The organism is Lacticaseibacillus yichunensis (assembly GCF_003946405.1).
In the GTDB taxonomy this organism is placed as follows: Bacteria; Bacillota; Bacilli; order Lactobacillales; family Lactobacillaceae; genus Lacticaseibacillus; species Lacticaseibacillus yichunensis.
Genome location: NZ_RHOG01000011.1, coordinates 1 through 24542, shown reverse-complemented (window position 1 = coordinate 24542; position 24542 = coordinate 1). Strand labels below are relative to the sequence as shown.

17 protein-coding genes are annotated in these 24542 nt (G+C 55.8%); 13 read left to right on the top strand and 4 right to left on the bottom strand.

The genetic code is table 11. The features are described 5' to 3' along the window. The first annotated feature begins 13 nt into the window (after positions 1 to 13). The 6 genes from EKM95_RS05015 (at position 14) to EKM95_RS04990 (ending at position 8736) form a co-directional block, all read left to right on the top strand. Positions 14 to 1804 (top strand): extracellular solute-binding protein, encoded by a 1791-nt coding sequence (locus tag EKM95_RS05015; RefSeq protein ID WP_125696752.1) that lies wholly within the window; start codon positions 14 to 16, stop codon positions 1802 to 1804. 237 nt (positions 1805 to 2041) lie between these two features. Beyond that, on the top strand, positions 2042 to 3505 hold the full coding sequence (locus tag EKM95_RS05010) for an alpha-L-fucosidase (protein ID WP_125696751.1): 1464 nt from the start codon (positions 2042 to 2044) through the stop codon (positions 3503 to 3505). A gap of 5 nt (positions 3506 to 3510) precedes the next feature. Next, positions 3511 to 4329, top strand: coding sequence for an alpha/beta hydrolase (locus EKM95_RS05005; RefSeq protein ID WP_125696750.1), 819 nt, complete (start codon positions 3511 to 3513; stop codon positions 4327 to 4329). 13 nt (positions 4330 to 4342) lie between these two features. Then, the gene (locus EKM95_RS05000) at positions 4343 to 5218 is read left to right on the top strand and encodes an ROK family protein (RefSeq protein ID WP_164510092.1); all 876 of its coding nucleotides are present in this window, start codon (positions 4343 to 4345) and stop codon (positions 5216 to 5218) included. A gap of 15 nt (positions 5219 to 5233) precedes the next feature. Next, positions 5234 to 6709 (top strand): glycoside hydrolase family 1 protein, encoded by a 1476-nt coding sequence (locus EKM95_RS04995; RefSeq protein ID WP_125696748.1) that lies wholly within the window; start codon positions 5234 to 5236, stop codon positions 6707 to 6709. Then, complete coding sequence (locus EKM95_RS04990; RefSeq protein ID WP_125696747.1) at positions 6706 to 8736, top strand: beta-galactosidase; 2031 nt, start codon at positions 6706 to 6708, stop codon at positions 8734 to 8736. The genes EKM95_RS04995 and EKM95_RS04990 overlap by 4 nt, the downstream gene beginning before the upstream one ends. Before the next feature lie 161 nt (positions 8737 to 8897). Here EKM95_RS04990 and EKM95_RS04985 read toward each other — a convergent pair whose 3' ends face one another. The 3 genes from EKM95_RS04985 to EKM95_RS04975 form a co-directional block, all read right to left on the bottom strand. Next, entirely contained in the window at positions 8898 to 10514 is a 1617-nt protein-coding gene (locus EKM95_RS04985; RefSeq protein WP_125696746.1) for a xylulokinase, read from the bottom strand. A 139-nt stretch (positions 10515 to 10653) separates the two neighbouring features. Further along, positions 10654 to 12078, bottom strand: a complete 1425-nt coding sequence (gene araA / locus EKM95_RS04980) for an L-arabinose isomerase (protein ID WP_125696745.1) — start codon at positions 12076 to 12078, stop codon at positions 10654 to 10656. Positions 12079 to 12105: 27 nt separating this feature from the next. Next, on the bottom strand, positions 12106 to 12846 hold the full coding sequence (locus EKM95_RS04975; RefSeq protein ID WP_125696744.1) for an L-ribulose-5-phosphate 4-epimerase: 741 nt from the start codon (positions 12844 to 12846) through the stop codon (positions 12106 to 12108). 285 nt (positions 12847 to 13131) lie between these two features. Here EKM95_RS04975 and EKM95_RS04970 point away from each other — a divergent pair, with 285 nt between their 5' ends. The 3 genes from EKM95_RS04970 to arfA all read left to right on the top strand — a co-directional run bounded on the left by EKM95_RS04970 (position 13132) and on the right by arfA (position 17247). After that, the gene (locus EKM95_RS04970; protein WP_125696743.1) at positions 13132 to 14229 is read left to right on the top strand and encodes a GntR family transcriptional regulator; all 1098 of its coding nucleotides are present in this window, start codon (positions 13132 to 13134) and stop codon (positions 14227 to 14229) included. Positions 14230 to 14481: 252 nt separating this feature from the next. Next, positions 14482 to 15732: a glycoside hydrolase family 27 protein gene (locus EKM95_RS04965; protein ID WP_225423182.1), complete on the top strand. Its 1251-nt coding sequence runs from the start codon at positions 14482 to 14484 to the stop codon at positions 15730 to 15732. Positions 15733 to 15756: 24 nt separating this feature from the next. Beyond that, the gene (gene arfA, locus EKM95_RS04960) at positions 15757 to 17247 is read left to right on the top strand and encodes an arabinosylfuranosidase ArfA (protein ID WP_125696742.1); all 1491 of its coding nucleotides are present in this window, start codon (positions 15757 to 15759) and stop codon (positions 17245 to 17247) included. 181 nt (positions 17248 to 17428) lie between these two features. Here the strand turns inward: arfA and EKM95_RS04955 are convergent, their stop codons facing one another. Continuing rightward, positions 17429 to 18310 carry a helix-turn-helix transcriptional regulator gene (locus EKM95_RS04955; protein WP_125696741.1) on the bottom strand — a complete coding sequence of 294 codons (882 nt, stop codon included), beginning with the start codon at positions 18308 to 18310 and terminating at the stop codon, positions 17429 to 17431. A 156-nt stretch (positions 18311 to 18466) separates the two neighbouring features. Here EKM95_RS04955 and EKM95_RS04950 point away from each other — a divergent pair, with 156 nt between their 5' ends. From EKM95_RS04950 to EKM95_RS04935, 4 genes are all read left to right on the top strand, one after another. Next, a complete protein-coding gene (locus EKM95_RS04950; RefSeq protein WP_125696740.1) occupies positions 18467 to 20461 on the top strand; it encodes a glycoside hydrolase family 31 protein in 1995 nt (664 codons plus the stop codon). 162 nt (positions 20462 to 20623) lie between these two features. Beyond that, positions 20624 to 21076 carry an IS200/IS605 family transposase gene (gene tnpA, locus EKM95_RS04945; protein ID WP_125696739.1) on the top strand — a complete coding sequence of 151 codons (453 nt, stop codon included), beginning with the start codon at positions 20624 to 20626 and terminating at the stop codon, positions 21074 to 21076. Then, positions 21057 to 22211, top strand: coding sequence for an RNA-guided endonuclease TnpB family protein (locus tag EKM95_RS04940; RefSeq protein ID WP_125696738.1), 1155 nt, complete (start codon positions 21057 to 21059; stop codon positions 22209 to 22211). Before tnpA ends, EKM95_RS04940 begins: the two co-directional genes overlap by 20 nt. A 470-nt stretch (positions 22212 to 22681) precedes the next feature. Next, complete coding sequence (locus EKM95_RS04935) at positions 22682 to 23497, top strand: Cof-type HAD-IIB family hydrolase (protein WP_125696737.1); 816 nt, start codon at positions 22682 to 22684, stop codon at positions 23495 to 23497. Positions 23498 to 24542: the final 1045 nt, after the last annotated feature.

Here is a 24542-nt window from a genome sequence, read left to right as displayed (position 1 = left end):
GAGGTAAGAAGTAATGGATAAGAATTCGACCTTGTTCAAGTCTGTTGTATCTGGCATCAAAAAGGTTGCGGTAGTCGCAACCGTTGCGCTGGCTTCTGTCGCACTCTTTGCTTGCAGCTCCTCTTCGGCTGACAATTCATCCAAAAAGGCTGAAAAAGATGACGGCAAGCTGATGACGGTCACCGTCTATGACGACTTGGCCAACTATCAGGGCTTGGCCAAGGGCTGGTTTGCCCAATATGTCCAAGACAAATTCAATATCAAGCTTAAGATGGTCGCACCAAACGTTGCTGGGGGCGGCAACACGCTGTTTGACACCCGCACCGCGGCCGGCAATCTGGGCGATCTGATCATCACCGGGACCGGTCATGTCAACAAGTTGGTCAAGGCTAACCTGTTGACCGACATGACGCCATACTTGGATGGCATGAAGTACATCAAGAAGTATGACGGCGCGACCAAGGCGATCTCTGACTTGGCGGACAAAAAAGGCACATGGGGCATTGCCAGTTCCGTTTCCTCAGGCTCCCCAACCGAAGCATCTGAAGGCCTAGAAGCAACCACCGTGCCATATATCCGTTGGGATCTGTACAAGAAGATCGGCTATCCGACCTTGAACAACACAGATGATCTGTTGAACGCCTTGAAAGAAATGCAGACAGAGGCCCGCAAAGAAGAAGGCAAGAAAGACATCTATGCGATCTCCCTGTTCAAGGATTGGGATGGCGCCTCGATGCAAAACGCCGGCCAGAACCTCGCCTTTTACGGCTGGGAGCCGACCAACTACGCTTTGGCAAAAGGCAATGGCTCCAAGTATGAAAGCCTGATCGCTAACAACAGCCAATATGTTCAAGGGCTGGAATTCCTGAACAAGGCACAGCAAATGGGTCTTGTTGATCCAGAAAGCACGACCCAGAACTGGGATACGATGTATGCGAAGTATCAGGCTGGTAAAGTGCTCTTCTCCTACTGGTCATTCCTGGGCCAAGGGGCGTACAACACCAGTGCCAACATGGCGGCTGGCAAAGGCTTTGAACTGGCACCGCTCAAAGGCATGAAGGTCTTCTCCAACGGGAACATGCCAGATGGCAACACGACCTTCATCGGCATTGGCTCGAAGGCAAAGAACAAGGCACGCCTTGTGAAGTTCATCAACTGGCTCTACAGCCCTGAAGGCGTTCAGGTTCAACAGGCCCAAAGCACCGGCTACTCCGCTGGGATCAAAGGCCTGACCTGGAAGATGGATGGCGACCAACCTGTTTTGACCGACTTTGGTAAGAAGGCATTGCTTGAAGGCGGCTCCGTCAAGATGCCTGCTAAGTATGGTTCCGGCACTTGGAAAGACGGGATCTCCACGTTGAACTTCGTTGCTGTGATGCAGTACGACAAGGATCCTACCACTGGCTACAAGTATGGCTATGTGACCTGGCCTTCTGTGTTGAAGATCAACGAGACCAAGTTGTCCAAGGACTGGTCCGAACACATGGGCGGCGCAACCTCGACCATGGATTACCTCAAGAAGAACAACGAACTGTTGGTTGCGGCCGGCGTTTCCTACACCGCACCGGAAGATCCTGCAACCGTCGCAACAACGCGTGGCTCTGTCCAGACACAGATCGTCTCCTCTTCCTGGAAGATGGTCATGGCCAAGAACGACACCGAGTTCAAGAGCCTGTTGACCAGCATGCAAAAGACGGTCAAGGGTCTTGGCTACGACGATGTTTATAAAGTTGACCTCAAGAACTCCAAGGCAAAGAACGCTGCCCGTCAAAAGGTCATCGAACAGTACAAAGACGAAAAGTAATTGCGGACTTTCGCAACAACTGAGTCGTCGATGAACGGTCAAATAGTGCGGGGTGACAAACGTCGCCCCGCATTTTTGAATGTGGGCAGGCCCGTTGGCAGACGGTGATGCACAAGGAGGCGTCATTACGCGCTGTCAATTTCCGGCAAAAAGCCCACAATACATATAGTACGTGACGCAACGCCGCGCAGTTTCGCTTCTGGCGGCTAGCGACGAGAAAAATGGGAGAGGTGCACAATGGCAAAAACAGTCGCAGAGATCCGCGCGATCAACGAGGCGGGTCCGTATCATGCGGATTGGGCCAGCCTGAGTCAAATGCCGGTGCCAAACTGGTTTCGGCAGGCAAAGTTTGGCATCTTCACGCACTGGGGACTTTATACCGTGCCGGAATATTCAAACGAATGGTATTCGCGCAACATGTACATCAAGGGGATGCCCGCCTATGAGCATCACATCAAGACGTATGGGCCGCAGCAGAATTTTGGCTACAAGGATTTCATCCCGCTCTTCACTGCACCGAAGTTTGACCCAAATGACTGGGTCGCCCTGTTTAAAAAGGCTGGGGCACAATACTATTTTCCCGTCGCTGAACATCACGATGGCTTTCAGATGTACAAGTCGGACCTGTCGCATTACAACGCAGCGGAAATGGGTCCGCACCGCGACATCATCGGCGAGCTGCGGCAGGCGGCGTTAGCAACGGGACTGCATTTCTGCACGTCCAATCACCGCGCCGAACACTGGTGGTTTATGAGCCACGGCAAGGAATTCGACTCGGACATTAAGGAGCCGCTGCACAAGGGCGACTTCTACTGGCCGGCCATGCCGGAGCCCAACAACCAGGACCTCTATTCCAAGCCGTATCCGACCACGGAGTATCTGGATGACTGGCTGATGCGGGTGTGCGAGCTGATCGACAACTATCAGCCGGAGATGCTGTATTTTGACTGGTGGATTCAGCACGAGGCGTTCAAGCCCTACCTCAAGGAAATGACCGCCTATTACTATAATCGGGCCGCCGAATGGGGAAAAAATGTCGGTATCTGCTACAAATATGATGCGCTGGCCTGGGGCGACGGCATTCCGGATGTGGAGCGCGGCGGCTTTGAGCAGCAAAAGCCCTTCTATTGGCAGACTGATACCGCCATCGCGAATAACTCGTGGTGTTATACCGATGACCTTGATTATAAGGACACCAACGAGATTCTGATCAGCCTGCTGGATGCCGTCGCGAAAAACGGGAACCTGCTCTTGAACGTTGGCCCGCGGGCGGATGGCTCGATCGCCGCCACCGACCGCCGGATTCTCGGGGAGATTGGGGATTGGCTCAGCGTCAACGGTGAAGGCATTTATGGTAGTACCTGCTGGAAATTGTTTGGCGAAGGCCCAACTAACATCAAGGAAGGCATGTTCCAGGACCTCTCTGGGCTGCATTACGGCAGTCAAGATGTCCGCTATACCGCCAATCACGGCAACGTGTATGCCTACATTCTGAATCCAGCGGGCAAAACAGCTGCGACCCTGACTGCGTTTCGGGCGTTTGACGACGCCGACCAGCCCGCGTTCCACGCGCCGATCAAGGACGTGGTGCAGTTGGGCAGCGGTCCAGTTGATTGGCACATCGATGCGGCGGGGCTGCAGGTCACGATCCACGCGACTGACGCGAACCGACCGCTTGGGTTGAAGATCATTGTGGAGTGAGAAAAATGCAAACTTTTGTCAAAACAATCAAAACGGCGCTGTCCGATAGCGCCAAAGTATATGGCTATGTCCTCGATAATTCCGCGGAAATGGCGCCAAACCGCCAGCGCAAGACCATTGTGCTGTGCCCAGGCGGCGGTTATGTGATGACTTCGGATCGCGAGGCCGAGCCTGTGGCGATGCAATTTTTAGCGCTGGATTGCAACGTGTTTATCCTGCGCTATAGCGTTGCCCCGGCCCGCTATCCTGTGGCGCTGCTGGAATTAGCCGAGACGATGCGGCTCGTGCGGGCCAATGCGGCGGACTGGCATGTGGATCCAGACCGCATTGTGGTCGCCGGCTTCTCGGCTGGCGGGCACCTGGCCGCCGATCTCGCCGTGGAATGGGACCGCGATCTCGCAACTGAGTACGGCTTCGACCCCGCTGCCATCAAACCCAATGGCCTGTTCCTCGGCTATTCGGTGATCTCCTCCGGCCAGTTTGCCCATCAAGGCTCTATTGAGGCCCTACTTGGCGACAAGTACGGGGATGACGCGCTGATGACCAAGGTCTCGCTTGAAAAACAGGTCACCGCCAGCGCGCCGGCCAGCTTCATTTGGTGCACGGCGACGGACGATACGGTGCCGATGGAAAATAGCCTGCTGTTCACCAGCGCACTGCATCAGGCCGGTGTTTCCGTCGAGCTGCACATTTTTCCACAAGGCGGCCACGGCTTGTCGCTGGGCACCGCGGTCACGGCGATTGCCGACAACGGGTATGGCATTCAGCCGCAAGTCGATCAGTGGCCGGCGCTGTTTGCCAGCTGGCTCGCCAATAATATTTAGGAGGTTGTCGTCAATGAATTATCTTTGTTTTGATGTCGGTGGCACCTTCGTGAAGTATGCGGTGCTGACCGACCACGCGGCATTTATTGAAAAAGGGAAGTATCCGACCCACAGCGAGGTGCCCGACCAGTTTTTTGCCGACATGGCGACGGTGGCCAAGCGGTTTCCCGATATCGCAGGGGTTGGAATCAGCTTTCCGGGGTTCGTCGACCCGGCGACCGGCGTGGCCAAACGCGCCGGCGCCTTGGGGCAACTCGATGGGTTCGATCTGGTCGCGCATTTCAAGCAGGCCCTCGGCAATGAGGCGCTGCCTGTGGCGATCGACAATGACGCCAAATGCGCTGCGCTGGCGGAGCTGCTGAACGGCAACGCGATGGATGTGCGCAACTTTGCGGTCTTGACGCTGGGCACCGGCGTCGGCTGCGGCATTGTGCTGGATGGCAAAGTCCTGCACGGCGGGCATTTCCGCGCCGGGGAGTTTGGCATGTCCATCACCGATTTTCAGGCGCAAGGCTACGCGACGCTTCACGACATGGCGGCGACCAGCTCGTTGGTGCGCGCGTTTGCCAAGGCAAAAGGGCTACCATTCGAACAGGCCTCAGGGGAAATGATTATGGCCGACCTGCAGGATCCGGTGACGAACAAAGTCGTTCGGACTTGGGCGCAGCATGTCGCCGTTGCGATCTTCAACCTCGTTGCCACTATCGACCCCGAGCGCATTTTGATTGGCGGGGGCATCTCGAAAAATCCGAAGATCCTGCCGTTCATCGAAGCAGCCCTGAATGAAAATCCATTCTGGGGCGAATTTCACACCGACCTTGCCCTGTGCAAACACGACAACGATGCCGGCTTGCTGGGCGCACTGTACATTGCCTTGCAGAACCATTAACGAAGGGAGCAGCTCATGTATTACGACAAACTCGATGATTTTCCGCCTGACTTTCTGTGGGGCGCCGCCAGTGCCGCCTACCAGATCGAAGGCGCGTATGACGAAGATGGCAAAGGCCCGTCGATCTGGGATGTGTACGCCCATCAGCCGGGCAACACCTTCAACGGCACGACCGGCGATGTCGCGATCGACCATTATCACCATATGAAAGAAGACGTCGCATTGATGGCGAAAATGGGGCTCAAGGCGTACCGCTTTTCCGTTGCATGGGCGCGCGTGATTCCCGATGGTGACGGGGCGGTGAATGAGGCCGGGCTCGATTTTTACCGGCGGCTGATCCGCGAACTCAAGCAAAACGGCATCGAGCCGGTCCTGACGCTGTATCACTGGGACCTGCCCCAAGCCCTGCAGGATAAATATGGCGGCTGGGAGTCGCGTGAGGTGATTCCAGCTTTTGCCAAGTATTGCCGCACCTTGTTCCATGCATTCAAAGACGACGTGAAATACTGGGTCACCTTCAACGAGCAAAATGTTTTCACCGGCCTCGGCTACCGGTGGGGCAACCATCCGCCGAAGGTTCAAGATGTCCGCCGGATGTTCGCGGCGAACCACATCGTCAACTTGGCCAACGCGACGGCCATCAAGCTGTTCCATGAGCTCGTGCCAAATGGGCTGATCGGGCCGAGTTTTGGCTACGGGCCGGTCTATCCGCTGACCGGCGCCCCGACCGACGTGTTGGCGGCCGTTAACGCCGATGATTTCAACAATAATTGGTGGCTGGATGTCTACTGCCGCGGGGAATACCCGTACTTTATGGCAAAAACACTGACGCGCATGGGCCTCATGCCGGATGTGACCGACGCGGATCGGGCGCTGCTCAAGCAGGCACATCCCGATTTTCTGGGCATCAATTATTATCACGGTGGCACCGTCCAGCAAAATCGCTTGGAAAAGCCGGTGGCCGAGGCGGCGAAGAAGGATTTTTCCGCCACGGACCCGTATCTGATGCAGCCCAAGGCAGATCAGGCGCAATCGCCTGAAGTACCGATGTTCAACGCGGTGGCCAATCCGTATCTGAAAAAGACGGACTGGGGCTGGGAGATCGATCCAGTTGGGTTCCGCGTCGGCCTACGCCAAGTCTATGAAAAATACCGGCTGCCGCTGTTCGTGACCGAAAATGGGCTGGGCGCCGTCGACGAATTGGCAGATGGTGAAGTGGACGACCAATATCGCATCGACTACCTGGCCGCCCATCTGCGGACGATGAAGGAAGCCATTACCGATGGGGTTGAGCTGATCGGGTATTGCGCCTGGAGTTTCACGGATCTGTTGTCTTGGCTCAATGGCTACCGTAAGCGGTACGGCTTTGTTTACGTTGATCGCGATGACGACGGGCCAAAGCAGCTTAAACGGATCCCCAAGAAGAGCTTTTACTGGTATCAACAGATCATTGCCCAAAATGGGGCGCAGATCACGGAGGCCACAAAATGACAGTGCGCGATAGGCCGCTATTGTTCGGCGGCGATTATAATCCGGAGCAATGGCCGGAAGACACATGGGAACAAGACCTGAAACAGTTGCAGGCGGCGCATATCAATTCGCTGACGCTGAATGTCTTTTCGTGGGCGCTGCTTCAGCCGGATGAAGCGACCTATGATTTTTCCCTGCTGGACAAGATCATGGCGCTGGCCGCACGCTATGATATGACGATCGTGTTGGCCACCTCGACCGGGGCGCTGCCGGCCTGGATGGTGAAAAAATATCCAGACGTCGCACGTACCGACGTCAATGGGCGCCACGCGGGATTTGGCATGCGCCACAATGCGTGCCCGAGCTCCCCGCATTTTCAGCAGCTGGCCACAGCGCTGGTGACCCGGCTGGCGGCCCGTTATCACGACGCACCGGGGCTGGTCTGCTGGCACATTTCAAATGAATATGGCGGGCAGTGCTACTGCGATAATTGCGCGGCGGCCTTTCGCAGCTGGCTTCAGGCCCATTATGCCGACCTGGATGCGGTCAACAAGGCGTGGAACAGCAATTTCTGGAGCCACACGTTCCATGACTGGACGGAGATCGACCCACCGATGCATTTGACGGACATGATCGATGCCGGCAGCGACAAGCCTGTTTTGGCCGGGGCGGCGCTGGATTACCGGCGCTTTCAATCCGACGCGATGCTGGCGAACTTCAAGATGGAAAAAGCAGTGATTCGGGCCGTTGATTCAACAACGCCGATCACCACCAACCTGATGAGCACCCAGCGCGACCTCGACTATTTCCAGTGGGCGAAGGAAATGGATGTCGTGTCTTGGGACAACTATCCGAGTTTTGACACGCCAAGCTCCGAGACCGCGATGAAGCACGACCTGATGTACGGGGTGAAGCAGGCGCCGTTCATGTTGATGGAGCAAACGCCGAGCCAGCAGAACTGGCAACCTTATTGCGCCTTGAAAAAGCCGGGCGAGATGCGGCTCTTGTCCTATCAGGCGCTGGCACATGGGGCCACCACCATCGAATTTTTCCAGATGAAGCAGTCGCGCAATGCCATCGAAAAATTCCATGGCGCCGTGATCTCCCATGTCGATGCCGGCGGGGCGCACGAATCGCGTGTCTACAAGGAGGTCCAGCAGCTCGGCGCGGAGCTCGCGGCCTTGCCGACGGATCTTCGCCGTAGCAAGAATGTCGCCAAGATCGGGGTGCTTTTTGATTGGCCGAGTTTTTGGGGTGTGGAATACGCCACTGGTCCGAGCCGGCAAATGGATTACGTCCAGCAGGTGCATACTTATTACCAGATGGTCTATGATGCGGGGCTTGATGTCGCGATGGTCGGCCAGGAGAGTGACTGGTCACAGCTCGACATTTTGATCGCGCCGGTGATGTACATCGCGGGGCAGGCGGTCAGCGACAAGCTCGCGGCCTTTGTGAAAAATGGCGGCACGTTCCTGACCACCTACATGTCCGGCATCGTCGACGACCACGATAATGTTTGGCTTGGCGGGTATCCCGGCTCGTTGACTGGGGTGCTTGGAATCTGGAATGAAGCCTGTGACGCCCTGCCGCCGGACACCACAGTCGGCGTCCAACTGGCGGATGGCCCTGCTGTGCAGGGGCAGTTCCTGTGCGACATTATTCATCCGGATGGGGCCAAGGTGCTCGCAAGTTACCAGGACCCGTCACTGTTTTACAACGGGGCGCCGGTCCTGACGGCGAATCGGTTCGGCCAGGGCGCGGCCTTTTATGTGGGGACGCAGCTGGACGAGGTGGGTTTGGCGCATTTGATGGGCCAGCTGCTTGACGCGGCTGGGCTGCCGGCTGCGGCCACGCGGTTTGATGGTGTCGAGATCACGCACCGGGTCAGTGCCACCGAGCGGTACACGTTTATCCTGAATGTGACCGGGGCCGCGCACACGGTCACCAACCCGGATCCGGATGGCGTCGATCTGTTGAGCGGCACCCCCCTGCCAGCAGAAGTGACGTTGGCACCTTATGGGGTGGCAATCTTGCAGCACACTCTTTAAGCGGAGATAAAAACGCACCATGCAGGGACCTTGCGCCGTCTATTTGAGACGAGGCGGGGCTTTGCGGGTGCGTTTTTTGGCGTTTTTCGCGTTGGTGAGAGGAGGTGAGTCGGAAAAAAGGCGCACCGCGCTGGGTGGGCGTTGAGGCGCAACTAGTCAGATTATTTGCCGCTGGTGGCGGTCTGAATCTGTGCGATTGCGGCCGCCTCGATCGGCAGGCCAGCTTGATATCGTTTGATGAAGGCTTCATAACCCGCGACCCCGGAATCTTCTGGGCTGAGGGTCATGCTGTCGGGCTGGGTGAAGACATCGCGGTCGAGGAAGTCGGCGAGACTGCTCGTATCAGTCTGCGCAGCATAGCGGGCGAGCACCGCCATCCCCCAAGGGCCGCCTTCACCGGCATTCTTCATGATGGTGATCGGCAGGTTCAAGGCGTTTGCCAGCACCTGCTGGCCAATCACCTGCGTGCGGAAGAGCCCGCCTTGCGCGATCATCACGTCGGCGGACAGGCCTTCCTCTTGGATCAGGATGTCCATCCCGATCTTCAGCGGGGCAAAGGCCGCATACAGCTGGGTGAGGAAGAAGTTGCCCAACGTGAAACGACTGTCCGGCGTGCGCACAAACAGCGGCCGGCCCTCGGGCATCTTGGTGATGTTCTCGCCGGAGAGATAGCTGTAGTTTGTCAGCCCGCCGGCGTCGGGGTCGGCGTGGGTCGTCTCCAAAAACAATAGCTCATACAATTGATCTGGCGTCAGTTGCGCGCCTGCGCGCTGGGCGAATTCGCTGAACAAGTCGACCCAGGCGTTGATGTCGCTGGAGCAGTTGTTGATGTGGACCATTGCGACCGGTGCCCCATCCGGCGTGGTCACGATATCGATGTCGCGATGGACCGCGCGCAGCGGCTGCTCGAGCACGAGCATGGCAAAGGCCGAGGTGCCGACCGAGATATTACCGGTGCGTTTACGCACGCTGTTGGTCGCGACCATCCCGGTACCGGCATCGCCCTCCGGCGGCGCCATCACGCTGCAGGCCTGCAAGGTGCCGCTGGGATCCAGCAGTTTGGCGCCGGCTTCAGTCAGCTGGCCGGCTGTGGTGCCGGCGCTCAGCGGCTTGGGCAGCAGGTCTTCCAGCAGCCACGGCATCGCTTTGACTTTCGGCAGTGCATTGAACTGGCTGACCATCTTGGCGTCATAGCTGTGTGTTTTCTCATTGATCGGGAACATCCCAGATGCATCGCCGATCCCGAGCACTTTTTCGCCCGAGAGCTGCCAGTGCACATAGCCGGCCAAGGTAGTGAGAAAATGAATCCGGCTGACATGCGCCTCCCCGTTCAGGATTGCTTGGTAAAGATGGCCGATGCTCCAGCGCTGGGGGATGTTGAAGCCGAACAACGCGGTCAACTCGTCGACCGCGGGGCCCGTGATATTGTTGCGCCAGGTGCGAAACGGGGTGAGCAAAGTATCTGCGTCATCAAAGGCGAGATAGCCGTGCATCATCGCCGAAACACCGATCGCGCCAAGCTTCGTCAGGGCGACGTGGTACTTGCCGGCCACCTCGGCGGCCAGCTGCTTGTAGCTGGCCTGAATGCCGGTCCAGACCAAGTCGAGCGGGTACGTCCAGATGTTGTCCTTGAGCTGGTTCTCCCAAGTGAAGCTGCCCGACGCGATCGTATTGAAATCATCCGTGATCAAAACCGCTTTGATCCGCGTCGATCCCAGTTCGATGCCAAGGCTCGTCTGCCCGGCCTCGATTGCCTTGGCCGTATCGATCAAATTCATCGTATTTCCTCCAATTGATCAGTGGGCCAAAAGTCAGATCCAGACTTTAAGTCCACGACACTGTAGAAACAAGGTTGTTCTTGAGAGCAACTGGGGACAAAACAGCACGTCTTGCCCCCAGCTTTTTGCCGACCCACTTCTACTGAATATTGATATACGTCAGATCGAACATCTGCGCCAGATCGTGCAGCTGCGTTTCGGTGACGCTGAGGCTGAACACGGTATGGTGGCCGCCGCCGTCTTGAATCCATTGGGTCGCGCCGTTCTTCAGGCCCATCTTCGGGGTCCAGAGCTGACGGGCAACGGGCAGATGCGGCGCCGGAACGTCCGGATTTTTCGCGTCAACGGCATATGTGATCATCTTGTACTGATCGCCGAAATCGGAGATCGTCACGTCGATCGCGTCGCCGGCAGACCCATCGAAGACAAGGCGCGCCGGATCTTCACGGTTGCCGATGCCCAGCGGATGAACTTCAACGCGCGGCTTGGTCGAAGCCAGGGTCGGATCGACCTCCAGCATGTGGGAGCCGAGGATCACTTCATGGCCTTTGCGCAGGTCGAGCGTGTAATCTTCCATGAAGCCGGTCTGCTGATTATGACTGACGATCTTGAGCAGGCGATCCAGCGCTGCGGTCTTCCAGTCGCCTTCACCGGCAAACCCGTAGCCTTCACGATTGAGCAGCTGAACGGCAAGGCCTGGCAACTGCTTAATGCCCCAAAGATCTTCGAAGTTGGTCGTGAAGGCGGAATACCCGCCGCGCTCAAAGAAGCGCTCCATCGCAATCTTTTCTTTCAGCTGATAACGGACATGGTCTTTGTAAAAGGCGAGGTCGTTGTCGCCGACGACCAGGTCGTATTTTGCCTCCAGATCGGCGTATTCTTGATCGATGTCGGCCTCGGTGACATGACTCATCTCTTCGACGAGGTCGCCGATGCCAAAGTAGTCGACGGTCCAGCCGAGCTGAATCTCCGCTTCGATCTTATCGCCTTCGGTCACGGCGACATTGCGCATGTTATCGCCGAAGCGGGCGACCTTGATCTTGAAGCTCTCGTTGTAGCCGACCACGGCGTTCATCCAATCCGCGATCTCCTGCTGAACCTCACTGTCTTGCCAGTAGCCGTAGACGACCTTATTATGTTTGCGCAGACGGGCGTTGATGAAGCCATACTCGCGGTCGCCATGCGCGCTTTGGTTGAGGTTCATGTAGTCCATGTCGATGGTGTCCCATGGGATATCATTGCGGAACTGCGTCGCCAGATGTAGCAGCGGTTTTTGCAGCAGCTTGGTGCCGCGAATCCAGTTCTTCGCTGGCGAGAATGTGTGCATCCAGGTGATCACACCGGCGATTTCATCGCGGAAGTTGGCTTCCTTCATTGCGGAAGTGATCGTCTGCGCATCGATCGCGACTTCCTTGAATTCGACCGGATACGGCAACTTTTTGCTGTCATTGAGACTGTCGACGATGGTCCGCGCGTCTTTTTCGACCGCCTTCAGATCATCTTCGCCGTACAGCGCTTGGCTGCCGACGATGAACCAGAATTTGTATGCAGGGACTTTCAACATGATGATGACTCCTTTTTCTTCCTATTGTTAAAATCGATTCTTGGCATCGGCGGCGAACTTCACCCGCCGCGCCTTGCCTTGGCCGTAGTACGCATCTTTGCCGTGCTTGCGGTCATAGTGTTTATCCAATAAGTATTGCGGAACGTGGCAGTCCGCGTGGGTCAGGGTCATCGCGTGATAATCAATCTCCGCGACGACTTCCAGCACCTTCGCGTTGTAGACCGCATGCGCCGGCGTCTTGCCCCAGGTGAATGGGCCGTGCTGGCTGACCAAGACCGCTGGCACCGCCTCGTGATCGAGGCCGCGGTCCTTGAAGGTCTTAACGATCACGTTGCCGGTCTCTTCTTCATAGGCGCGTTCGATCTGTTCTTTGGTCAACGGCTCGGAGACCGGCACGTCGCCATAGAAGGTATCCGCCGCGGTGGTGTTCAGCGCCGGCACGTCGAGATTGGCCGACGCGAAGGCGACAGCCCAAGGAGAGTGGGTGTGCACGATGCCGCCGATATCCGGAAAGGCGTTGTACAACACGGTATGCGTCGGCGTATCGCTGGACGGATTCAACTTGCCTTCGACGACCTCGCCTTTGAGGTCGACCACGACCATGTCGTCCGGGGTCAATTTCTCATACGGGACCCCAGAAGGTTTGATCACGAACAGGCCTTTCTCACGGTCGATGCCGCTGACATTGCCCCAAGTGAACGTGACCAAGTCCAGCTTTGGCAGCTGCATGTTGGCCTCGTAGACTTCTTTTTTCAGATCCTCTAACATTGCGGGGACCGCCTCCTTTTTCACTGAAATGGGAATGCTTACAGGAGGTAGCCTAGCCTATTTATACGTACAAGTCAATGAAAATGACGCGCCTCCATAGCCGCGATAGCGCGCAGAAAGCCCTCATTGAGTCCGCATAAAGGCCGGTGGAATAGGGATACAATCAGAAAATCTAAAATTATACGGATAACATCTCGGCGTGGCAGGCGAGCCTTAGCCGTGCCATTGTTGAAATACGCTAAGCGAACGGCTAGAATCGATTCATCAGTCAGTTTGGAGGCAGTTATGGAGAAAAAATACGAGGTCGTCATCAACGCCCTGCTCAAGGAGATGCAGGATGGCGCTTACTCGGTCGATGCCAAGCTGCCGACAGAGCTGGCGCTGATGAGTCAGTTTCAAGTCAGCCGCCACACCGTGCGCAAGGCGCTGGCCGATCTTGAGGGCCGCGGCTATGTTTATCGCATTCAAGGCGGCGGTAGCTATGTCGCCGATTGGCAAAAAAACTGCCAGCAACGCGATACTGGGCAAAACGTCGCGGTCCTGACGACACATATTTCCGATTACATTTTTCCGGCGATCATTTCCGGCATCGAAGAGACCTTGACGGCGCAAGGTACCTCGCTACTACTTGGCAGCACCCAAAATGATCCGGAGCGCGAGCGACAGAGTCTGGTACAGTACCTAAACAGCAATATTCAAGGGCTGATCATCGAGCCGACCAAAAGCGCGCTGGGTCTGAAGAACCAGGATCTTTATCAACAGTTTCTTGACCGCAAGATTCCAGTGATCACGATCAACGCGAAGACCAGTCTGCCGAAGGTGCCGTATTTCGTGATGGATGACTTCGGCGCTGGTAAACTGGCGACCAAGAAGCTCCTAGACCTCGGCCACCAGCAGCTACTTGGTATCTTCAAGACCGATGATCAACAGGGCATCGATCGGATGAACGGGTTCAATCGCGCGATTCAAGAGACCCAGACAGCCATCGACATCCAGCTGATCACGTATCAGACGGAAAATGTGCAGACCCAGATGTTTGAGCGGCTATCGCGCATCCTTGCGACCAAGGACGCGCGCCCAACCGGCATTATCGCGTATAACGATCAGATCGCGATGACCGCCTACAACTTAGCGACGAAATATGATCTGAAGGTGCCACAGGACCTGTCGATCGTCGGTTTCGATAATTCACTGTTATCGCACAGCCTTGGCGTACAGCTGGTCTCTGCGATTCATCCGCAGGCACAAATGGGCCGTGACGTTGCTGCCTTAATGATCAAGATGATTGCTGAGCCGACGCGCAACTATGCCCAGTTCGCCAAGACCTATGCGCCGGAACTCTCGGCCGGCGAGTCAGTCGCCGCCTATCAGCCAAAGAAGTAACAAGGAGCCCTTGAAAAAGGGCTTTTTGTATATTACTATTTGTCCTGTCAAAAATAGGACGTCTCGTATATGTGCGTACAATCCTCGCCTGTCGTGCCTAAGCCCGTTCGAGGTCGGTTTGACACGTTTTATGTAATCGCTATCAAAATGAGGTGAAATCAATCTGAAGTGTTTGGGCGTGATCAGGCGGGCTGTGAGACGAAAAAGAGTGTGAAGACGCGGTCCCGTCTGACATCGAGAAAGGAAACGCGAATGACAATTTCTGAAGAAGCACCATTTCGTACTTGGGCACCGCAAGCACCGATGGGGTGGAACAGCTGGGACTGTTTCGGCGCGTCGGTGACTGAAGCGGAGGTCAAAGCCAATGCAGACTATGTGGCCAGTCACCTGAAGACGTTCGGGTATGACTACATCGTTGTTGATATCCAGTGGTATGAGGCCACTGCTGATTCGGCGGTTTATCATCCCTTCGCCGATCTGACGATGGATGATCAAGGCCGTTTACAGCCGGCCCCAAACCGGTTTCCCTCTGCGCAAAATGGCCAAGGGTTCACCGCACTGGCGGCCTATGTCCATGGTCTCGGCTTAAAGTTTGGGATTCATATTTTGCGCGGTATTCCACGGCAGGCGGTTCACCGCGATCTGGTGGTGGCAGGCGGCGCCCGTGCGCGGGATATCGCGGACAATAATATCTGTCCATGGAATAGTGATATGTATGGGCTAAATATGGACCAGCCTGGGGCACAGGCCTACTATGATTCGATGATCGCGATGTATGCGGCATGGGGTGTCGATTTTCTCAAAGTCGACGACATCGCCAATTCTCGTTTATATGGCACCATGCGCCCTGAAATCGCGGCCCTGCGCCGAGCAATCGATCGCAGCGGCCGGCCGATCGTGCTCAGTCTGTCGCCAGGCCCGACGGAGATCGAAGATGGGGCGTTCATGCAGCGGCATGCGAACATGTGGCGGTTGACGGATGACTTCTGGGATACCTGGCAATTACTGCGCGACGTTTTCCCTGTCGCTGCCAAGTGGGCGCCGTTCGTTCAGGCGGGCACCTGGCCCGATCCGGACATGTTGCCGCTCGGCGCGGTTCGTCAGCGGGCGCTCGATGATAGCACGAATATTCCGCACTCGCGTTTCACGGATAATGAAGCGAAGACGATGCTGACGCTGTGGAGCCTGCTGCGCGCGCCTCTTTTCCTCGGCGGCGACCTGACCAAGTCCGGCACCGAAGAAATGCTTTACACTAACCAGGATCTGCTAGCGATGCGCGCTGCGATCACGGGGGCGTGGGAAGAATCCGCGAGCAGCGACTGGGTGATCTGGCATGCCGTCAGTGCGAATGCGGGCTACACCGCGTGTTTCAATCTCAGCGATACCAGCTTGAATGCGAAGGTACCAGATCAGGCGACGGAGCTCTGGACCCACACGAAGCTGACTGCGGCGACAATCGAAGTGCCGGCGCATGGTGTGGCATTGTTCGCGCAGCCGCAGTAACGGAATTTGACGGAGGAAGCAATCATGGAAGGATCATTAGTGATCGATCAAAACGCCCGGGTGGATCAGATCGACCCGCGCATTTACGGCTCGTTTATCGAGCATCTCGGCCGCGCCGTTTATACCGGGATCTATCAGCCCGGACACCCCAGCGCAGATGCCGAAGGGTTTCGCCAGGATGTGATCGATCTAGTCAACCGGCTCGGGGTGCCGATCATCCGCTATCCTGGCGGCAATTTTGTCTCAGGCTTCAACTGGGAAGACAGCGTGGGTCCGAAAGCCCAGCGGCCGAAGCGCTTGGACCTTGCGTGGCAAACGGTTGAGACCAACGAGTTCGGCTTGCATGAGTTCGTCAATTGGAGCAAGAAGGTCAATAGTCAGGTGATGATGGCAGTCAATCTTGGCACCCGTGGCGCGGATGAAGCGCGACGTCTTGTCGAATACTGCAACTTCCCGGGTGGCACTGCCTTGTCCGACTGGCGCAAGCAAAATGGGGCGGCGCAACCCTTCAACATCAAGACATGGTGCCTCGGCAACGAAATGGACGGGCCGTGGCAGATTGGGCACAAGACCGCGACGGAATACGGCCGGCTCGCCAACGAGACCGCCAAAGTGATGAAATGGGTCGATCCGTCGATTGAGACCATCGCGTGCGGAAGTGCCTCGCTCGAAATGCCGACCTATGGCAGCTGGGAGTCGACGGTGCTCGCCGAAGCCTATGATAATGTCGATTATCTGTCGCTGCATCGCTATTACAACAACAAGGACGGCAACACCGCTAACTTCCTCGCCCAGGCGCAGGATTTTGACCTCTTCATCGACGGCGTGATCGCGATCTGCGATGCGGTTCAAGCGACCAAGCACAGTAAGAAGCAGATCGATCTGTCCTTGGATGAATGGAATGTCTGGTATCACAGCAACGACGCCGACACGCACAACCAGCCTTGGCAAATCGCGCCGCATCTGCTGGAAGACAAGTACGACTTCCAAGACGCGCTCCTGGTCGGCACCCTGTTGATCAGCCTGATGAAGCACGCCGATCGCGTCAAGATCGCCTGCCTTGCGCAGCTGGTCAACGTGATCGCGCCGATCTTTACCGACGAAAATGGCGGGGCGTGGGCCCAATCGATCTTCTTCCCGTTCATGCAGGCGTCGCAGTATGGTCGCGGCGTTGCCTTGACTCCGATTCAGAGCAGTGCGACCTATGCGACGAATCAATTCGAAACAGTGCCTTATCTCGACAGCATCGCGGTGCTCGACGAGGCGGCGCACGTGGCCACGATCTTTGCGGTCAACCGCTCGCAAGATCAGCCCCTGGCCTTGACTGTGACCAACGCGGCGGGCACGTTCGACAAGGTGCTGCTTGCGACCCAGTTTGCCGGTTACGCGGTCGATCAGACCAATGAAGACGGCCAAATGGCGCTGGCGAAGAACGCGTCGGCGCAAATTTCGAGCGAACAGCTCACCGCGACCTTGCAGCCGCTGTCATGGAACGTGATTCGGGTTCAGCTGTAGTAAGCGATGAACAGGGTATTGAAGCGCCGACTCAAGCATCTAGACAAGCCAAAACCGGCGCCGTTGCGGCAGAGATACATGCAGCGGCCCCGGTTTTTTGATGCGCCGAGCAGCGCGTGGCGTGAGTCCGTCAGCCTAGCTGGCTCAAAGTGCCTCGGTCAAAATGCATTGGCAACATGCTTCAGTGGTGCCTCTGCGCCGCGCGATAGGCTCCGGGTGTTTGCTGCATCCGTTCGCGGAACCGTTTATTGAAATAGGAGATGTTCGCGAATCCGCAGGCCAAGGCGACCTCGCTGATTGGCATCGTTGTGTGCCTCAGCAGGTCAGCCGCGTGGGACAGGCGCTCGGCAGTGATGCTGGTGGTCAGGGTCGTCTTTGTATTTTTTTTGTACAGGCGACATAGATGGCTTTCGCTGACGTGAAACTGGCGGGCGAGCAGGCCGGCGGATAGCGGCTGATCATAATGCGTGCGAATATAGGTCAAAACGTTCTTCACCAAGCTGATCTGTGAAGGGTCTTGCGCCGTCTCGCGTGGGGAGCCGCTTGAGTGGGCAAACAGCAACTGCCAGGCCAAGAAGAGTTCCGCCTTGATCATGAGCTCGTAGCCAGGCGCTGCGGATGCATCGGCTTCGCGAATCACCGTTAGCGTCATCAGAAGAGTCTCATACCAGAACTGATGCGGCGTGATCACGCTCGGAATGCGCCGTTCGCCTTGTAGCACCGGATCAAGGTACTGGGTCTGAATCGTATCGGCGACGCTGCTGGCAAGAAGGCTCGGGTCGAATACCACCGCATAAAAGGCGAAGGGCGTGCCAACCGGGGCAGTGAATGCATGCAGATGATCAGGTGCAACGAAAATGATGTCGGCCTTGGCAACGGGGCGGCTGATGCCGTCGAGATGGAAAACGGCTTGGCCAGCGGTGATCACAAGCAGTTCGATTTCCGGATGCCAATGAGCCGGCACCCGGTCAACAATTGCGGGGTCGCTGGCGAATTCATGCACGCGCAGTGGAAATAAAACGGTGCCGTGCGGTTCAGTTTCACGTAGCGTCGAATCAACCATTGAGAGGCCTCCTTGAGCAATATCGTGTTAGAAAACGGGCAAAGCGTTTCAAGCCTTCACCGCCGCATTTACTATAATAAACAGTATAGACGTTTGATTCCACGAAACAAACGTCAAGAACGTGTTAATTTTCCGACAAGTCTAAGGAGGACAAAAATGCGTTATCAAGAAGATAAAAATGCGCTGATCGCTAAAAATGGCAACGAGACCCTGCGCATCGAGGCGTGGGGCAAAGATGCCTTACGCGTGCGGGCGACGGAATACCCGGCGTTTACCGGGAATAATTGGGCGCTCAGCGAATCGCTGGCACCGCAGACCGCGCTGGTCACGATCGATGAGGTGAAAAAGACGGCCGCGATTCAAAATGGTCGGCTGAAGATCACCATCACCCCAAGCGGCGTGCTGACATTTTTCAAGGACGACCAGGAAGTGTTGCGCGAATATTATCGCAATTATGATGGTAGCGTGACTGACGAGAGTTACTGCATGAAGGTCGTTAACCGCGACTGGAAGCCGATCATCGGCGGGGACTACGGACTGACCGTGCGCTTCAACGCCAATGACGGTGAGAAGTTCTACGGGATGGGCCAGTATCAACAGCCCTATCTCGATCTGAAAGGCTGCACGCTTGAGCTCGCCCAGCGCAATTCGCAGGTCTCGATTCCGTTCGCCGTTTCCAGCCTCGGCTATGGCATGCTGTGGAACAACCCAGGCATCGGCACCGCAAATTTTGCCAAAAACAAGACTGAGTGGCACAGCGACGCGACCAAGGAAATGGATTACTGGTTCACAGTCGGTGACACGCCGAAGCAGATCGTTGCAAACTACACCGCCGTGACCGGCCGCGCGCCGGAAATGGACAGCAGTCTCCTTGGGCTGTGGCAGTGCAAGCTGCGCTACCGCACCCAAGACGAGGTGCTCGACGTCGCCCGTCATTACAAGCAGCTCGGCATTCCGCTGGACGTGATCGTGATCGATTTCTTCCACTGGACGCGCCAAGGCGATTGGCATTTTGACAAAGACTACTGGCCGGATCCCAAGGCAATGTGCGACGAGCTCCACGCGATGGGCACCAAAGTCGTTGTTTCCGTCTGGCCGTCTGTTGACCGCAAGTCCGAGAATTTCCAAGAGATGTTCGACAAGGGCTATCTGATTCGCACCGAGCGCGGCAGCATTCAGACCTATGATTTCCAAGGCGATTGCCTGGAGATCGACGTCACCAACCCCGAGGCGCGCCAATTCATCTGGGAGAAGTGCAAGCAGAATTATTACGATTACGGCATCGACATGTTTTGGCTGGATAATGCCGAGCCCGATTATGCGATCTACGATTATGACAATTACCGTTACTACCTCGGCCCGGCACTCGAAGTCACCAACATCTACCCGCAGCTCTACGTCAAGGCGTTCGTCGATGGCATACGCACGGTCGATCCGGATAAAAAACAGTTGGCGCTGGTCCGCTCTGCTTGGGCCGGCAGTCAAAAACTGGCGACCCTCGTGTGGAGTGGGGATGTCCCAAGCACCTTTGCGGCCCTGCGCGATCAGCTCGCGGCCGGCCTGAACATGGGCCTCGCCGGCATTCCGTGGTGGACCACAGACGTCGGCGGCTTCATGACCGATGACTGGCAGGATCCCGACTTCAAGGAACTGCTTCAGCGCTGGTTCGAGTTCGCCGTTTATTCTCCGGTCCTGCGCATGCACGGCGATCGCGGTCCGCATGACATCAAGCCGCTTTCCGACTCCGATCATGGCGGCGGCAGCCTCTACACCGGCCACAACAACGAGCTCTGGAGTTACGGTGAGGACGTCTACAAGGTTCTGCGCAACCAGCTCGACACCCGCTGGGCCCTCAAGCCTTACCTGGAAAAACTGTATCAGGAAGCCTCCGAGAACGGGTCGCCGCTGTTGCGGACCATGTTCTACGAATTCCCTGACGATGGAAAAACCTGGGAGCTGGCCGACCAGTATATGTTCGGCGCCGATTATCTCGTGGCCCCGATCTTGACGCTCGGCCAGCGCGAGCGCGACGTCTATCTGCCAGCTGGCAAGTGGGAGAATGTCGATACCCACGAGACCTTTGAGGGCGGCCAGACTGTGACAGCCGCGGCCCCAATCGAGCGGATTCCAGTGTTTAAGAAGCTCGGCTAACGATTTTGATTGTGACTGCCCGCTATGTGCCTTCCAACATGGCGGGCATTTTTTTGAATTAGGGCAAGGAAACACGTTCTTTCAAGGACGTGATGAATTGCCCTTTTTCTGTGTCCCAGGCACTCTTCACATGGTACAAGATGCCATGCTATAATTACTAGTATGAAGGATACTAAACGTGTCACGTATGGTAGAACATCTGTCTATAATCTCAATTACCACCTCATTTGGGGCACTAAATACCGAAACCGCGTTCTGAAAGGAAACGTCGAAGCTGTGCTTAAGCGAATCCTCTATGAGGTCGCCGCACAATATGGGTTCAGTATCGACCATATGGAGATTGGTAAGGATGACCACGTTCATTTGTTGGTGAGTGCACCGCCGAAATTGTCGGTGACTAACATCGTTCGGTGGTTAAAGGGTATTTCGGCTCGTCAAATGTTCGTTGAGTGTCCCGAACTTCAACGAAGCTATTGGAAACACCAAGGGCGTCACCTGTGGTCACCCAGCTACTACGTCGAGAGTATCGGAACAACGAACCAGGAGGCTGTTGCTAAATACATTGATGATCAACGGAGTAAGGCGGTGCAGATAATTGACCATGAAGAGCTTTAAGCTGCGCATCTATCCAAACGCAACGCAGCGCCAACAGATCGAACGCAACTTCGGTATATGCCGCTTCGTGTGGAATGAACTACTCAACATGCAAATTCAGCGCCACGATAATGGCGGTAAGTATCTCAATGAGTTTCAGATGAACTACTTGATCAAGCCACTCAAACAGCAGTATCCCTGGCTCAAAGAAGCCGATGCGACTAGTCTGATTGCGGTCAGTCACAACCTGCACTTAGCGTTTCAGAAACTGTTCAAAAAACAGGCCGGATACCCCAAGTTCAAAGCACGGCGCTTCGCTAAGCCAACGTACCGAGCCAATGCGGTCAACGGCAATATTGTGCTTACCGATGCAACCCATTTGCGCATGCCAAAGCTGGGCCCGATCCTGTTCCGTACGGGGCAGCGCCCAGTTGGTGAAATCAAAACTGCCACGGTGGTGCGCGACCGCGTGGACAATTATTACGTTCTAGTGGTTGCGGAAGTTGAACTGGAATCGTGGCCGAAGAGCGAGGCAGCGGTTGGACTAGACATGGGAATCGCAGACCTGGTCATCACCAGTGACGGCATGAAGTATCCCACCAAACGTTTCGACAAGGCTAACGCCAAGAAAAAACACTACTGGGAAAAACGCCTGGCTCGCCGGCGTGCACAAGCCGAAAAGGAAATCGCTTGGGACCGCCACCTTAAGCTGGAAGCCCCGCGGCAACTCAGTGACTTCAAAAACTATCTGAAGGCTAAGCGCATGGTGGCCAAATACAGCGCGAAGGAAGCCAACCAACGTCGTGACTATCTCCAGAAGCTCAGCACGATTCTTATACGCCAGTATGACCTGATCAAGCTAGAAGACCTGAAAACCAAGGGCCTCCTGCATAATCATAAGCTGGCTCGTGCCATCGTGAACCAGTCCTGGCGGGAATTACGCCTGATGCTTGAGTACAAGGCGGCCTGGTATGGTAAACAGGTTGTGGTGGTATCGCCATACAAAACCTCGCAACGCTGTTCAAATTGCGGTTACGACGACGGAAAACACGAGCTAGACGTGCGCGAATGGACGTGCCCACAGTGTGGCACGCGCCATGATCGTGATATTAACGCCGCTAAGAATATCTTGGCGGCTGAGCAACAAACAGTTTAAAACCTGATAGGGTTTGTGGCGCGGGACGCGCCTTGGTCAATAGCCGTAACCTCTGCACAAAAAGCTTAGTGCTGGATGTGTAAGTCAGCGGTGTTCCCAGAAGCTCGGTCATTTATGGCCGAGTAGTTCACTCTGCTGGAAATAGAATGCGGGTTGTACTTCTACATCTCGCTGGGTTGTTCTCGTTAAAAATGCATCGAGGTCTCGCAGAAATGTCCGAAATCGGAGAAATGGTTGACAGATTTCACGGGCAATTTTGCGAAAATGCGATTTTGCGACAATTGACCGGCGATTTTGACCTTCAATTCTTCGATAATCGCGTTTTCGAAGAATTGAAGGTCAGCTTGACACACAAAATCGCGACATTTCGTCAAAGCGCGCTTTCGTTGTGTGACTTTCAGCGCAATTTTTCGACAAGCCTTTTCTTGTATAATAGAAGAAACACGTCCAAACACGTTAAGGAGATTCCCATGACCATCAAGCTCATTGCGTTTGACATCGGCGATACGCTCCTGTCCTCGGCCAAGGTCATTCTGCCCAGCACCATCGCCGCGGTGCGCAAGTGCCTGGCGCGCGGGCTCAAGATCGTCTTGTGTACCGGGCGCCCGCTGGCAGGCGTCGCGCCGTTTTTGGCCGAGCTGGGCGTGACCGGCGACGACCAGTATGTGGTGACCTACAATGGCACCGTCACCGAAACGGTCAGCGGGCGCCTCGTCATCAGCCACCTCATCGACCACGCCGGCTATGTGGCGATGACCGAGTTCGCCGCGGCGCATCGACTGCCGTTCAATGTGGTGAATCCGCAAAGCACCATCATCACCGCCGACCGCGACATCGACCCAATGATCGTCGTCCAAGCCTATGAAAATCGTGCCGGTGTGCTGGTTCGGGAGCCTAGTGAAATGCCAGCCAATTTTGCCATTGCCAAGGGCGTCTTTGTGGGTACGGAAGCCCAGCTCGATGCGGCGGAAAATGCGGTGCGGGTGGCATTTTCGCCGCGCTTTTCCGTCATCCGCGCCGGCCGCCAATTTTTGGAGGTGATGGCGCTTGGCATCGATAAGGGGAAGGCGCTTCTTGCGCTGGGTGAACAGCTCGGTGTTTTGCCCGGGGAAATGATGGCGTTTGGCGATGAAGAAAACGACCTCGCGATGTTTGATGCAGTGGGCACCGCGGTCGCGATGGGCAACGGGACAGATGTGGCGAAAGCACATGCCGATGTGGTCACCGCCTCTAATGACGAGGATGGCATTGCCAAGGCACTGGCGTCATTGGTGTTGGGGGATTGAAGAGCGTGTCGGTCGGTGGCGGTGTGTGCTGTGCCGACACTCCTGGTGACAATTGCGGGTGCCCGTGTTACTCTAGTTGTAGAGATGATGACCAGACAAAAAGAGCGCGGCTGCAACCGCGCCTTCGAGAGTAAACTCTCTCACAGTATGGTGATCCCATTGTGTTAATACGACAAAAAGCCGCTAACTCTTGGAATTGTGAGCGGCTTTTTGTGACCGTCGAGCTACTTGGCTCGCCAAGCTCTCACAAGATCGCGCCAAGCCAAAATGCAGGCGGCCGAAATGATCAGCAACCCCAGGCCTTCTCCTAGCAGCTGCCGAAGCAGGGAAACCAGGGTCAGCGCGAATGCGAGAGCCTCTATGACCGAATGGGCCACAGGGACAAAGATCCTCCTTTCTCAAAGCTTTCAGCGCTTGCAGAATGATTCACTGCATTGGCATCATCTCCTCCTGGGGATCACCGCTATACTATGTGGAACCAGTATACCAGAGGGGCTTGCTTTAAAAGAACGTATAAAGAAAAATATTTGCTGATATAAATACACATATGCTCACAATAAATAACTTTCTACCTTTGGCTCGAATTATTTTGGCGCAGGTTTGATAAGGTCAATTTCAGAAGTGGTGTTTCAGTTCTTAAAACTCGACACCGCCAACAGGGACGGTTATAATCATCCTGGAACCTCGGTGCATCGCCTTGATCAGGTCGCACCGACATGCTTTTGCATCGTCTTTCGGTTGTTGTTTGCCTCCTGTGGGCCTCTGTCTTGGGCTTACCACAGGAGGCGGGCGGCAGCGACCCGGCATCGCCGTGATTCAAGGAAGACGGGCTCGCGCCTGATCCGCGCGGCACCGACCCGAACCGGTATCGTCGGTGTTCCATAGCGGTGGACAACACAGCGGAGGCGCCTCCTCGTGCACTGGGGAGGCGTTTTTTTTAGGAAATTTGTCAAATGGTGTTGGTTTTATGTTTTAAGCTTTTATGGGTCTCCTCTTTTGAGGGGGCTTTTTGTTATCTTAAGGGCTTAGAGGGCTTAGAGGGCTT

What these genes read in the sequence shown, in the direction of transcription:
- EKM95_RS05015 (WP_125696752.1), top strand. Translation starts at nt 14, where the DNA reads ATGGATAAGAATTCGACCTTGTTCAAGTCTGTTGTATCTGGCATCAAA.
- EKM95_RS05010 (WP_125696751.1), top strand. Translation starts at nt 2,042, where the DNA reads ATGGCAAAAACAGTCGCAGAGATCCGCGCGATCAACGAGGCGGGTCCG.
- EKM95_RS05005 (WP_125696750.1), top strand. Translation starts at nt 3,511, where the DNA reads ATGCAAACTTTTGTCAAAACAATCAAAACGGCGCTGTCCGATAGCGCC.
- EKM95_RS05000 (WP_164510092.1), top strand. Translation starts at nt 4,343, where the DNA reads ATGAATTATCTTTGTTTTGATGTCGGTGGCACCTTCGTGAAGTATGCG.
- EKM95_RS04995 (WP_125696748.1), top strand. Translation starts at nt 5,234, where the DNA reads ATGTATTACGACAAACTCGATGATTTTCCGCCTGACTTTCTGTGGGGC.
- EKM95_RS04990 (WP_125696747.1), top strand. Translation starts at nt 6,706, where the DNA reads ATGACAGTGCGCGATAGGCCGCTATTGTTCGGCGGCGATTATAATCCG.
- EKM95_RS04985 (WP_125696746.1), bottom strand. Translation starts at nt 10,514, where the DNA reads ATGAATTTGATCGATACGGCCAAGGCAATCGAGGCCGGGCAGACGAGC.
- araA (WP_125696745.1), bottom strand. Translation starts at nt 12,078, where the DNA reads ATGTTGAAAGTCCCTGCATACAAATTCTGGTTCATCGTCGGCAGCCAA.
- EKM95_RS04975 (WP_125696744.1), bottom strand. Translation starts at nt 12,846, where the DNA reads ATGTTAGAGGATCTGAAAAAAGAAGTCTACGAGGCCAACATGCAGCTG.
- EKM95_RS04970 (WP_125696743.1), top strand. Translation starts at nt 13,132, where the DNA reads ATGGAGAAAAAATACGAGGTCGTCATCAACGCCCTGCTCAAGGAGATG.
- EKM95_RS04965 (WP_225423182.1), top strand. Translation starts at nt 14,482, where the DNA reads ATGACAATTTCTGAAGAAGCACCATTTCGTACTTGGGCACCGCAAGCA.
- arfA (WP_125696742.1), top strand. Translation starts at nt 15,757, where the DNA reads ATGGAAGGATCATTAGTGATCGATCAAAACGCCCGGGTGGATCAGATC.
- EKM95_RS04955 (WP_125696741.1), bottom strand. Translation starts at nt 18,310, where the DNA reads ATGGTTGATTCGACGCTACGTGAAACTGAACCGCACGGCACCGTTTTA.
- EKM95_RS04950 (WP_125696740.1), top strand. Translation starts at nt 18,467, where the DNA reads ATGCGTTATCAAGAAGATAAAAATGCGCTGATCGCTAAAAATGGCAAC.
- tnpA (WP_125696739.1), top strand. Translation starts at nt 20,624, where the DNA reads ATGAAGGATACTAAACGTGTCACGTATGGTAGAACATCTGTCTATAAT.
- EKM95_RS04935 (WP_125696737.1), top strand. Translation starts at nt 22,682, where the DNA reads ATGACCATCAAGCTCATTGCGTTTGACATCGGCGATACGCTCCTGTCC.